At 66.7% G+C, this 12,087-nt stretch carries 11 protein-coding genes; 9 read left to right on the forward strand and 2 right to left on the reverse strand.

Features of this window, described 5'->3' with window-relative positions; all coding sequences use genetic code 11:
* Nucleotides 1-84: 84 nt before the first annotated feature.
* The 4 genes from guaB to O5M90_RS26465 all read left to right on the forward strand — a co-directional run bounded on the left by guaB (nt 85) and on the right by O5M90_RS26465 (nt 5,622).
* Entirely contained in the window at nt 85-1,554 is a 1,470-nt protein-coding gene (guaB, locus tag O5M90_RS26450) for an IMP dehydrogenase (RefSeq protein WP_137942194.1), read from the forward strand.
* Nucleotides 1,555-1,623: 69 nt separating this feature from the next.
* Nucleotides 1,624-2,877: an MFS transporter gene (locus O5M90_RS26455; protein WP_269840945.1), complete on the forward strand. Its 1,254-nt coding sequence runs from the start codon at nt 1,624-1,626 to the stop codon at nt 2,875-2,877.
* Between the two features lie 15 nt (nt 2,878-2,892).
* Nucleotides 2,893-4,497: a glutamine-hydrolyzing GMP synthase gene (gene guaA / locus O5M90_RS26460; RefSeq protein ID WP_269840944.1), complete on the forward strand. Its 1,605-nt coding sequence runs from the start codon at nt 2,893-2,895 to the stop codon at nt 4,495-4,497.
* A 243-nt stretch (nt 4,498-4,740) separates the two neighbouring features.
* On the forward strand, nt 4,741-5,622 hold the full coding sequence (locus O5M90_RS26465; RefSeq protein WP_440402469.1) for a patatin-like phospholipase family protein: 882 nt from the start codon (nt 4,741-4,743) through the stop codon (nt 5,620-5,622).
* Nucleotides 5,623-5,637: 15 nt separating this feature from the next.
* Here O5M90_RS26465 and O5M90_RS26470 read toward each other — a convergent pair whose 3' ends face one another.
* On the reverse strand, nt 5,638-6,132 hold the full coding sequence (locus tag O5M90_RS26470) for a TetR/AcrR family transcriptional regulator C-terminal domain-containing protein (RefSeq protein ID WP_269840942.1): 495 nt from the start codon (nt 6,130-6,132) through the stop codon (nt 5,638-5,640).
* A gap of 33 nt (nt 6,133-6,165) precedes the next feature.
* Between O5M90_RS26470 and O5M90_RS26475 the strand changes: the two genes are divergently transcribed.
* The 5 genes from O5M90_RS26475 to O5M90_RS26495 all read left to right on the forward strand — a co-directional run bounded on the left by O5M90_RS26475 (nt 6,166) and on the right by O5M90_RS26495 (nt 11,043).
* On the forward strand, nt 6,166-7,128 hold the full coding sequence (locus tag O5M90_RS26475) for an NAD(P)-dependent alcohol dehydrogenase (protein ID WP_269840941.1): 963 nt from the start codon (nt 6,166-6,168) through the stop codon (nt 7,126-7,128).
* 154 nt (nt 7,129-7,282) lie between these two features.
* Nucleotides 7,283-9,520, forward strand: a complete 2,238-nt coding sequence (locus tag O5M90_RS26480; protein WP_269840940.1) for an NADP-dependent isocitrate dehydrogenase — start codon at nt 7,283-7,285, stop codon at nt 9,518-9,520.
* A 68-nt stretch (nt 9,521-9,588) separates the two neighbouring features.
* A complete protein-coding gene (locus O5M90_RS26485) occupies nt 9,589-10,131 on the forward strand; it encodes a 2'-5' RNA ligase family protein (protein ID WP_269840939.1) in 543 nt (180 codons plus the stop codon).
* A gap of 81 nt (nt 10,132-10,212) precedes the next feature.
* The gene (locus O5M90_RS26490; protein ID WP_269840938.1) at nt 10,213-10,755 is read left to right on the forward strand and encodes a 2'-5' RNA ligase family protein; all 543 of its coding nucleotides are present in this window, start codon (nt 10,213-10,215) and stop codon (nt 10,753-10,755) included.
* Nucleotides 10,756-10,839: 84 nt separating this feature from the next.
* Entirely contained in the window at nt 10,840-11,043 is a 204-nt protein-coding gene (locus O5M90_RS26495; RefSeq protein WP_137942202.1) for a hypothetical protein, read from the forward strand.
* Here the strand turns inward: O5M90_RS26495 and O5M90_RS26500 are convergent.
* A complete protein-coding gene (locus O5M90_RS26500) occupies nt 11,034-12,053 on the reverse strand; it encodes a DUF72 domain-containing protein (RefSeq protein ID WP_269840937.1) in 1,020 nt (339 codons plus the stop codon). The genes O5M90_RS26495 and O5M90_RS26500 overlap by 10 nt on opposite strands.
* Nucleotides 12,054-12,087: the final 34 nt, after the last annotated feature.

Consider the following 12,087-nt stretch of genomic DNA (forward strand, 5'->3'; position numbering starts at 1 on the left):
CGGTGACAAGATGTAGCCGAGTCGGCTGGCGTGAGCTTTGTCGCGACTTCCGTATAATGCCGCTTTGCGTCTGGAGCTTCTCTCATGCGCCTGCTTGGTAAAGCGCTCACCTTCGACGATGTGTTGTTGGTGCCTGCCTTCTCCCACGTGTTGCCCCGCGACACCAGTCTTGCCACCCGGCTTTCCCGCAACATCCAGCTGAACCTGCCCTTGGTGTCCGCCGCCATGGACACGGTCACGGAAGCCCGCTTGGCCATCGCCATCGCCCAGGAGGGCGGCATTGGCATCGTGCACAAGAACCTGACGGCCCAGCAACAGGCCATCGAGGTCGCACGGGTCAAGCGCTATGAATCCGGCGTGGTGCGCGAGCCCTTCACGATCACGCCCAGCGCCACCGTGCGCGAGGTGGTCGAGCTGCAGCGTCAGCACGGTGTTTCCGGCTTCCCGGTGCTGGACGGCAAGAAGGTGGTGGGCATCGTCACCGGCCGCGATGTGCGCTTCGAGACCCGCATGGATCTGCCGGTGCGCGAGATGATGACGCCGGCCGAAAAGCTGATCACCGTCAAGGAAGGCGCCTCGCTGGAAGAAGCCAAGGCGCTGATGCACAAGCACAAGCTGGAGCGCGTGGTCGTCGTCAATGACGCCTTCGAGCTGCGCGGCCTGATGACCGTCAAGGACATCACCAAGCAGACCAGCTTCCCGAACGCGGCCCGCGATGCGCAGGGCAAGCTGCGCGTCGGCGCGGCGGTCGGCTTCGGCGACGATACCGAAGAGCGCGTCAAGCTGCTGGTCAAGGCCGGCGTCGATGCGCTGATCGTCGACACCGCGCACGGCCACAGCGCCGGCGTGCTGGAGCGGGTGCGCTGGGTCAAGCAGAATTTCCCTGAGGTCGATGTGATCGGCGGCAATATCGCCACCGGCGCGGCGGCCCTGGCCCTGGTCGAGGCTGGCGCCGACGGCGTCAAGGTCGGCATCGGCCCAGGCTCGATCTGCACCACCCGCATCGTCGCCGGTGTCGGTGTGCCGCAAATCACGGCCATCGACAATGTCGCGACCGCCTTGCGCGGCACCGGCGTGCCGGTGATCGCCGATGGCGGCGTGCGCTTCTCGGGCGATCTGGCCAAGGCGATCGCCGCCGGCGCCGATTGCGTGATGATGGGCGGTGCCTTTGCCGGCACCGAGGAAGCGCCGGGCGACCTGATCCTCTACCAGGGCCGCAGCTACAAGAGCTACCGTGGCATGGGCTCGATGGGCGCGATGGCCAAGGGTTCGGCCGACCGCTATTTCCAGGACACCTCGGCCAACAATCCCAACACCTCCAAGCTGGTGCCCGAAGGCATCGAAGGCCAGGTGCCTTACAAGGGTTCGGTGGTGCAGGTGATCTTCCAGATGGCCGGCGGCCTGAAGGCCTCGATGCACTACTGCGGTTGCGCGACCATCGCCGATATGCAGAACCGGGCCGAGTTCGTCGAGATCACCTCGGCGGGCATGCGCGAGAGCCATGTGCACGATGTGCAGATCACCAAGGAAGCACCGAACTACCGTTCGGAGTAAGCATCCGGTGATGACAAGGATGGGGGCCTGCCAGCCCCCATTTCTTCTTTCTAGGGCGAAGGAGCAGGTGTGAGCGATAGTGCAGTCCAGCAGCGGCCAGCGGCCGGCATGGGCTTCATCATGGTGGCGGTGCTGATCGACATGATCTCGATCGGCCTGATCATCCCGGTGCTGCCGCCGCTGGTGGGCCTGTTTGCCAGCACGCCGTCCGAGCACACGCTGGCCTATCTGGCCGTGACCTTTGCCTTCGGCATCGCCAATTTCTTCGGTTCGCCCATTCTCGGCGCGCTGTCCGACCGCTACGGCCGCCGGCCGGTGATGTTGATCGGCTTCTCCGGCCTGGCGCTGAGCTTCTTCGTCACCGCGATGGCCACGGCCCTGTGGATGCTGGTGGTCGTGCGGTTGTTCAGCGGGGCGATGCAGGCCAATGCGGCGGTGGCCAATGCCTATGTGGCCGATATCAGCGCACCGGAAGAGCGCGCCAAGCGCTTCGGCATGCTGGGCGCGGCCTTTGGCATGGGCTTCATCCTCGGTCCGGTGATGGGCGGGCTGCTGGGCGATATCGATCTGCATCTGCCTTTCTATGTGGCCGGCGGCTTGGCGCTGCTGAACTGGGTCTATGGCTATTTCGTGCTGCCCGAATCGCTGGCGCCCGAGCATCGCCGCGCCTTCGAGTGGAGGAGCGCCAACCCGGTCAGCGCGCTGAAGAAACTCTCCGCGCTCAAAGGTGTTGGCGCGCTGGTCTTTGTGATCGCGCTCAGCGGCCTGGCCCAGCTGGTGCTGCACACCAGCTGGGTGCTCTACACCAGCTTCAAGTTCGGCTGGGGCCCGAAGGACAACGGTCTCTCGCTGTTCGCGGTGGGCGTGATGGCGGTGCTGGTGCAGGGCTTCTTGCTGCCGCATCTGCTGAAGGCCTTTGGCGCCAAGCGTCTGGTCGTGCTGGGCCTGGGGTCCAGCGTGATCACCAACTTCGTCTGGGGTGCGGCGACCGCAGGCTGGATGATGTATGCGGTGATCGCCTTCAATGTGCTGGGCTTCGCCGCCACCGCCAGCATGCAAAGCCTGATCTCCAACGCCGCCGATGCGCGCAACCAGGGCCAGACCATGGGCGCGGTGGCCTCGCTGAACAGCGTGATGGCCGTGCTGGCCCCGGTGCTGGGCTCGGGCCTGATCTATTTCGTCTCCGAACTGCCCCGGGGCGACTGGCGCATCGGCGCACCCTTCTACTTCTGCGCCTTGCTGCAGGCGCTGTCCCTCTTCTTTGCCTGGCGCCATTTCGCCCGCAGCGGCGGCACGGCGGCACCCTTGGCACAAGCTTCTTGATGATTGGATTCCACCATGCATGACAAAGTCCTGATCCTCGACTTCGGCTCCCAGGTCACCCAGCTGATTGCGCGCCGCGTGCGCGAGGCGGCCGTGTATTGCGAGATCCATCCCAATGACGTGTCGGATGAGTTCATCCGCAGCTTCGCGCCCAAGGCCATCATCCTGTCTGGCAGCCATGCCTCGACCTATGAGGACCACGAACTGCGTGCGCCGCAGGCGGTCTGGGATCTGGGCGTGCCGGTGCTGGGCATCTGCTACGGCATGCAGACCATGGCCGTGCAGCTGGGCGGCAAGGTGGAGTGGAGTGATCACCGCGAGTTCGGCTATGCCGAGGTGCGCGCCCACGGCCACACCGCGTTGCTGAAGGACATCGCCGACTTCACGACCGCCGAGGGCCACGGCATGCTCAAGGTCTGGATGAGCCATGGCGACAAGGTCACGGCCCTGCCCGAGGGCTTCAAGCTGCTGGCCTCGACCCCCAGCTGCCCGATCGCCGGCATGGCCAATGAGGAGAAAGGCTATTACGCGGTGCAGTTCCATCCCGAGGTCACGCACACGTTGCAGGGCCAGGCGATGCTGACCCGCTTTGTGCGCGATATCGCCGGCTGCAAGGGCGACTGGATCATGGGCGACTACATCGCCGAGGCCGTGGCCAAGATCCGCGAGCAGGTCGGTGACGAAGAGGTGATTCTGGGCCTGTCCGGCGGGGTCGATTCCTCGGTCGCGGCCGCGCTGATCCATCGCGCCATCGGCGACCAGCTGACCTGCGTCTTCGTCGATCACGGCCTGCTGCGCCTGAACGAGGGCGATATGGTGATGGATATGTTCGCCGGCAAGCTGCATGCCAAGGTCATCCGTGTCGATGCCAGCGACATGTTCCTCGGCCAACTGGCCGGCGTGACCGACCCGGAAAAGAAACGCAAGATCATCGGCGGCCTGTTCGTCGACGTCTTCAAGGCCGAGGCGGCCAAGCTCAAGGCCGGCGATGCCGGCCACAAGGGCGCCACCTTCCTGGCCCAGGGCACGATCTACCCCGATGTGGTCGAGAGCGGCGGCACCAAGACCAAGAAGGCTACGACGATCAAGAGCCACCACAATGTCGGCGGCCTGCCCGAGCAGTTGGGCCTGAAACTCTTGGAGCCGCTGCGCGAGCTGTTCAAGGATGAGGTGCGCGAGCTCGGCGTGGCCCTGGGCCTGCCGCCCGAGATGGTCTACCGCCATCCCTTCCCCGGCCCAGGCCTGGGCGTGCGCATCCTCGGTGAGGTCAAGAAGGACTACGCCGACCTGCTGCGCCGCGCCGATGCGATCTTCATCGAGGAACTGCGCAACACCAAGGACGAAGCCACCGGCAAGACCTGGTACGAGCTGACCAGCCAGGCCTTCACCGTTTTCCTGCCGGTCAAGAGCGTCGGCGTGATGGGTGACGGCCGCACCTATGACTACGTTGTGGCCTTGCGCGCCGTGCAGACCAGCGACTTCATGACCGCCGACTGGGCCGAGCTGCCCTACAGCCTGCTCAAGCGGACCTCGGGCCGCATCATCAACGAGGTGCGTGGCATCAACCGCGTGACCTACGACGTGAGCAGCAAGCCGCCCGCGACCATCGAGTGGGAGTGATGTGTTGCGCAGCCTTGCGCCGAGCCGACGGGATATGACAAGCGCCACTTGAAACCGTTTTTGCTGTCCCTATCTCGGAATCGGGTTGGCTGGTTCGGGCAGCCGCGATCGCCGCTTGATGGCTCCTGCGGTCGGTACCTGATGCGACTTTTCAAACCTTCAGTCCAGACCGCCCGGCATGTCCGGGCGGTTTGCTTCTTGCCCGCAAAATCGGCCTAGACAACAAGGAATGGTTTTGTACCGATGATCCCAAGTCCTACCACGGTGTCCCTGGTTCTCGGCAGCGGCGGCGCGCGCGGCCTGGCTCATATCGGCGTGATCCAGTGGCTTGGCGAGAACGGCTACCGGATCCAGTCCATCTCGGGCGCCTCCATCGGCGCGCTGGTGGGCGGCATCTACGCCGCGCGCAAGCTCGAGGTCTATGCCGAGTGGGTGCTGGCGCTGGAGCGCATCCATGTGCTGCGCCTGCTCGACCCGACCATCGGCCAGCCCGGGCTGTTCAAGGGCGAGCGCATCATCAGCGTGCTGCGCGAGCTGATCGGAGACTGCCCGATCGAGGAGCTGCCGATTGCCTACACGGCGGTCGCGACGGATCTGGGGTCTCGCGAGGAGGTCTGGCTGCGCGAGGGGCAGATGTTCGATGCGATCCGCGCCTCCATCGCGACGCCGCTGGTCTTCACGCCGTTCCGGCACGGCAGCCGCACGCTGCTGGACGGTGCGCTGGTCAATCCGGTGCCGATCGCGCCCACGCTGGACGACGCCACCGATCTGACGGTGGTCGTCGACCTCAGCGGCCCGGCCGAGTCTCGGGTGCTGGCGCCGGCCAGTGCCTCACTGATCGGCGACAACAGCTACAGAAAACGTATTGCGCGCTTCGTCGATGCGCTGCAGCCGGGCCGTGCGAGCGCCGAGCCCCGCCACGGTCTGCTCGACGTGGCCTTTGTGTCCATGCAGGCGATGCAGGACACGATCTCGCAGCTGCGCCTGTCCGCGTATGCGCCCCCCGATGTGATGATCGAGATCCCGCGCAATGCCTGCGGCTTTTTCGAGTTCTGGCGCGCCGAGGAATTGATCGAGCTCGGGCGGGAACGGGCGGCGCAGGCTTTTGCGCGCATCGAAGGGTAGCCGGCGCAACCCTTGTCAGGACTGGCGGCCGAGATGACGTTCCAGGCCATCGAGCCGCAGTTCGAGCCCGAAGGCGAACTCGTCGCTGTAGGCGTAGTCCTTGCCGAGGACCTGCTCGCCAATCATTTCGACCAGATGCGGGTACTTGTCGGCGGGCAGCAACTCCCGGATCCCGGTGACGAAATCCTCTGCGCTTTCGCCGGCGCCGAAGGGCAGGTTCAGCTCGGTCAACACGAAGCCGTAGACATAGGCGTCGATGGCCGAGAAGGCATGCGCGGCCAGCGCGACCGAGAAGCAGTTGCGGCGCAGGCAGGCAAGCACGGTCTCGTGATGCCGCAGCAAGGCCGGCCCGGGAGCCCGGCGGGACTCGATCAGCCCGAGGGCCCAGGGATGCCGAGCCAGCACGCGGCGGGCGGACGCGGCGCGTTCGCTCATCGCCGGCCGCCATGGCTGCTGCGGGTCGGGCAGCTCGATCTGTGCGAAGGCCCAGTTCGCGAGGCCAGTTAGCATCCGCCGCCAAGACTTACGGATGTAAGGTGACGCATGCGAGCAGCTCTTGTTGACCGGTACGGCACACCCGAGGTGCTGCGCATCGCCGATGTTCCCCGGCCCGAACCGGGCGCCGATGAGGTGCTGCTGCGGGTGGTGGCGGCGGCCGTCACCTCGGCCGATGCGCGCATCCGGGCCGCCCGGTTCCCAGCGGGTTTCGGCATCCCCGCGCGCCTGGTCTTCGGTCTGAGGCGGCCGCGGCGCCCGATCCTGGGCAGCGCGTTCTCCGGTGTGATCGAGTCGGTGGGCACGCTGGTCAGCGATTTCGTGCCGGGGGACGAGGTCTGCGCGATGACGGGCATGGCAATGGGCGCGCATGCCGAGTTCCTCGCCTTGGCTGCCCGCAAGCTGGTTCGCAAGCCCGCCGCCGTGAGCCATCAGGATGCGGCCGGCGTGCTGTTCGGCGGCACGACGGCGCTGTACTTTCTGAGCGAGAAGGCGGCGCTGCGCGCGGGGATGTCGGTGCTGGTGAACGGCGCGTCCGGCGCGGTCGGGACCAATGCCGTGCAGCTGGCCCGGCATTGGGGTGCCAAGGTCACCGGTGTATGCAGCGGCGCCAATGCCGAGTTGGTCAGGCGCCTGGGTGCGGACCGGGTGATCGACTACCAAAGGACCGAGCTTTCCGGCGTCGCCGAGCGTTTCGACGTGGTGCTCGACACCGTCGGCAATCTGTCCATGGCCTCGGGTCGGCGCCTGCTGACGCCGCAGGGGCGGCTGCTGCTGGCGGTTGCCGGTCTGGGCGAGACGATACGGGCGCGCGGCAATGTGGCCGCCGGGGCGGCGCCTGAACGGGTGGCGGATGTCGAGCGGCTGCTGCAGCTGGTGGCCGGGACGAGCATAGAGGTGGTGCATGAGCGCAGCTTCGAGTTGGCCGACATCGCGCTGGCCCACCGGCTTGTCGACAGCGGCCGCAAACGGGGCAATGTGCTGGTCTGCCCTGATCCCTCAGCGCACTGAGAAAACATCTTTTCACATCGCGGTATCGAATTGCAGGAAAATCGCGCGCGTCGCTAGGACAAGCGTCGGTTCAGTCCGCCGCCTGCCAGGCCTCATTTGACGACGCGCCCTGCAGCCTGTGCCGGCGGGGCCAACAATTCCAGGACACCGACCCATGAGCACCCAGCAGCCCAACATCATCTACACGCTGACCGACGAGGCCCCGATGCTCGCCACCAGCGCGTTTCTGCCCATCATGCAGGCCTTCGCCGAGCCGGCAGGCATCCGCATCGGCACCAGCGATATCTCGGTGGCGTCGCGCATCCTGGGCGCGTTTCCCGAATTCCTCAGCGAGGCGCAGCGCGTGCCGGACAACCTGGCCGAGCTGGGCAAGCTGACGCTGACACCCGAGGCCAATATCATCAAGCTGCCCAATATCAGCGCCTCGGTGTCGCAGCTGCTGGCCGCGATCAAGGAGCTGCAGGGCAAGGGCTACGCGATTCCTGACTATCCCGAGAATCCCAAGACCGAGGAAGAGAAGGGCATCCGCGCCCGCTATGCCAAGTGCATCGGCAGCGCGGTGAACCCGGTGCTGCGCGAGGGCAATTCCGACCGCCGCGCGCCCAAGGCCGTCAAGGAATACGCCCGCAAGAACCCGCATGCGATGGCCGATTGGAGCCAGGCCTCGCGCTCGCATGTCTCGCACATGCACCACGGCGACTTCTATCACGGCGAAAAGTCCATCACGCTGGACAAGGCCCGCGAAGTCAAGATGGAGCTGATCACCAAGAGCGGCCAGACCCTGGTGCTCAAGCCCAAGGTCGCGCTGCAGGCCGGCGAGATCGTCGACTCGATGTTCATGAGCAAGAAAGCCCTGCTCGAGTTCTATGAGAAGGAAATCGAGGACGCGCACAAGACCGGCGTGATGTTCTCGCTGCACGTCAAGGCCACGATGATGAAGGTCTCGCACCCCATCGTGTTCGGCCACTGCGTGCGCATCTTCTACCGCGAGGCCTTCGAGAAGCACGGCAAGCTGTTCGACGAGCTGGGTGTGAACGTCAACAACGGCATGGTCGATCTCTACAACAAGATCGCCACGCTGCCGAGCGCCAAGCAGGATGAGATCAAGCGCGATCTGCATGCCTGCCACGAGCACCGCCCCGAGCTGGCCATGGTCGATTCGGCCAAGGGCATCACCAACTTCCACTCGCCCAACGACATCATCGTCGACGCCTCGATGCCCGCGATGATCCGCAACGGTGGCAAGATGTGGGGCGCCGACGGCCGCCTGAAGGACGTCAAGGCCGTGATGCCGGAGAGCACCTTCGCCCGCATCTACCAGGAGATGATCAACTTCTGCAAGTGGCACGGCAACTTCGATCCCAAGACCATGGGCACCGTGCCCAATGTCGGCCTGATGGCCCAGCAGGCCGAGGAGTACGGCTCGCATGACAAGACCTTCGAGATCAGCGAAGACGGCGTGGCCAATATCGTCGACCTGGCCACCGGCGAGGTGCTGCTGACACAGAACGTCGAGCAGGGCGACATCTGGCGCATGTGCCAGGTCAAGGACGCGCCGATCCGCGACTGGGTCAAGCTGGCCGTCACCCGCGCCCGCAACTCCGGCATGCCGGCGGTGTTCTGGCTGGACCCCTATCGCCCGCATGAGAACGAGCTGATCAAGAAGGTCAAGCTCTATCTGAAGGACCATGACACCGCGGGCCTGGATATCCAGATCATGAGCCAGGTGCGCGCGATGCGCTACACGCTGGAGCGCGTGATCCGCGGCCTGGACACCATCTCGGTGACCGGCAACATCCTGCGCGACTACCTGACCGACCTGTTCCCCATCATGGAGCTGGGCACCAGCGCCAAGATGCTGTCCATCGTGCCGCTGATGGCCGGCGGCGGCATGTACGAGACCGGTGCCGGTGGTTCGGCGCCCAAGCATGTGCAGCAGCTGGTGGAGGAGAACCATCTGCGCTGGGACTCGCTGGGCGAGTTCCTGGCGCTGGCCGTCAGCCTGGAAGACCTGGGTCTGAAGACCGGCAACGCGCAGGCCAAGATCCTCGCCAAGACCCTGGACACCGCCACCGGCAAGCTGCTGGACAATAACAAGAACCCCAGCCCCAAGACCGGCCAGCTGGACAACCGCGGCAGCCAGTTCTATCTGGCGATGTACTGGGCCCAGGAGCTGGTCGCGCAGACCGAGGACAAGGCCCTGGCCGAGCGCTTCGCGCCGCTGGCCAAGGCCCTGAGCGACAACGAGCAGACCATCGTGGCCGAGCTCGCCGAGGTGCAGGGCAAGCCGGTCGATATCGGTGGTTACTACCAGCCCGATATGCAGAAGCTGGCCGCCGTGATGCGTCCCAGCAAGACCCTCAACGCCGCCCTGGCGACGGTGCGCGGCTGAGCGGAGAAGGCCGGGCCCTCGCGGCCCGGCCGATCTCCCGGTCGGTTCGAACTTCTTTCCTGAGTCCCATGTCCAATATCACCGACCGGCTGTTTTTTGCGATCCGCCCCGATGCGGCCGCCAGCGAGCGCATCGTGGCCCTGCGCAGCCAGCTCTGTGCCGAGCAGGGGCTAACCGGCCCGCTGCAGCCCGCCGAGCAGTTCCTGATCACGCTCCATCATCTGGGTGACTTCGCCCGCTTCCCGCAGGCCCTGGTCGACAAGGCGATGGCGGCGGCCGCATCGCTGGAGGTGCCGGCCTTCGACATCGTGCTGGACCGCGCCCTCAGCCTGAAGCGCCGCGAGCCCAGGCATCTGCCCTGCGTGCTGCAGGCCGGTGAGCCGCTGGGGCCGCTGAAGGCCCTGCACGGGGCGCTGATCAAGGCCTTGAAGGCGGCCGAGCTCTACCGCTACGCCGCCTTCACCCCGCAGCTGACGCTCTTGCACGACAAGATCCCGGTCGAGTCGCAGCCGCTCGGGCCGGTCGGCTGGCGGGTCGGCGAGCTGCTGCTGATCAACACCCGGCTCGCCAGCGGTGAACATCAGCAGCTGGCGAGCTGGCCGCTGAGATAAGTCAGAACCCGGCTCCGCCGATCGGGCCGGTCTTTGTCGGCCTCGGCCGCTCCAGCTCTGGCGCGACTGTAGGCTCGGTGCATGGCACCCGACCACCGGCTCTTCTTCGCGCTCTATCCGGACACCGCGACGGCCTTGCGCATCGCCGCGCTGGCCTCGCGGGTGCGCGCCGAGCTGGGTCTGAAGGGGCGGCCGCAGGATTCGCACCGCTTTCACATCACCTTGCATCATCTGGGCGACTTCGTCGGTCTGCCGCAGCGCGAGCGTGCCGCCGCCGAGGCTGCGGCGGCCAGGCTGCGCTGCGCGCCGTTCGCGCTGCACTTCGACCACCTGCTCAGCTTTGAGCGCAAGAACGCCAGGAACCGCCCGCTGGTGCTGGGCGGCGGTAGCGGGCTGGATGCCGTCAGGCAGCTGCGCCGGCAGCTGGGTGAGGTGCTGGCCCCCGCCGGGCTAGCCAGGCCCGGCAGTTTCACGCCGCATCTGACCCTTCTTTATGACGATGCGCTGGTGCCGCAGCGGCCGATCGAGGCGCTGGGCTGGCGGGCCGACGAGCTGGTGCTGGTCAACAGCCTGATCGGCCAGCATCGCCATGTGCCGCTGGCGCGCTGGCCGCTGCGCGCCTGATCGGCCGCGGCTGGTTCCGAAGCACAATCGCCCTTGCCGCCGGCGGCTGGCGCCGGCCTTGATGTGCAGCAGGAGAGGGTAGCGATGCGTGCAGCCTTGAGCATTCTTGGCCTGGTGGTGGTCATGGCCATCGTGCTGGCCGTGATGAAGAAGCAGGCCACCCAGCTGGCGCCGGCCGCCGCGCCGACGGCAGCCAGTGCGCCGATCAACGCACCGCAGGCGGTGCGCCAGCAGCTGCAGCAGGCGATGGAGCAGGCCGCCTCGCGCGCCTCCGACGCTCAGCCCTGAGCCGGATCGACGATCTCGCGCGCCAGCGCCCGCACCGTCAGCGGCGCGCAGCCCTCGGCCTTGTTGCTGATGGTCACATAGGCGCGCTGGCCGGCGGCCGTGGTGCCGCGCACGACCTTGGCCAGCAGGGCATGGGTGTGCGGATCGGGATCGAGGCGCTGGTCGAAATCGCCGTAGCGCTTTTGCGCGTCCTCGTAGCCGAAGGGGCCGTGGATGCGGTTCAGGTTCCAGCGGCAGACCAGCGGGCCGGGCCACAGCGCGCGCAGCAGCGGCAGCTGCTCCTCGATTGGCGGCAGCTTGGGGTGCAGGCCCAGGCAATAGGTGGCGCCGGCCTCGCGCAGCACGGCGACGAAGTCCGGCGTCAGCCACTGCGGGTCTCTGACCTCGACCGCGATCACGCCATCCGGCGCCGCCGGCCGCAGCGCGGGCAGGGCCTTGAGCATCAGACACAGCCGCTCCAGCAGCTCGGGCATGCGCGCCAGCAGGCTGGGCGGCAGCGGGCTCAGCTGGAACACCAGCGCGCCGATCTTGCCGCCCAGGCCTTCCAGCGCGGGCTGCACGAACTCCTGCACCGCCAGCGCCGGGTTCAGAAAGGCGCTGTTGAGCTGCTTGCCGCGCCCGCTGTCCTCGCTGCGCACCAGCGCATCGGCCACCAGGCTGGGGGCCTTGACGGTGAAGCGAAAGCCGGCCGGCACCTGGTCGGCATAGCGCTGGTACTGGCTGGCCGTCAGCGGTCGGTAGAAGCCGCGGTCGATGCTGACGGCGCGCAGCAGCGGCTGCTGGCTGTAGGCAGCCAGGCCGTGCTTGGACAGCAGGCTGTCCGAGTAGGGCTTGTCCCAGACCAGGCCGGCCCAGCCGGGATAGGTCCAGGAGGAGCTGCCCAGATAGGCCAGCGGCGGCAGCGCGGCCGCCAGCGCCGCCTGCTCTTCATCGATGGGCTGCGGTCGGACCCGTGCGGCGGGCGTCTTCGCGAGCGGCGGCGCCTCGTCCGGAAACAGTGCATCTTGCATGGCCGCGAGGATAGCTGTTGCTACACTGCCCGGC

Origin of the sequence: Paucibacter sp. M5-1 (assembly GCF_027498415.2) — a bacterium.
GTDB lineage: Bacteria > Pseudomonadota > Gammaproteobacteria > Burkholderiales > Burkholderiaceae_C > Roseateles_E.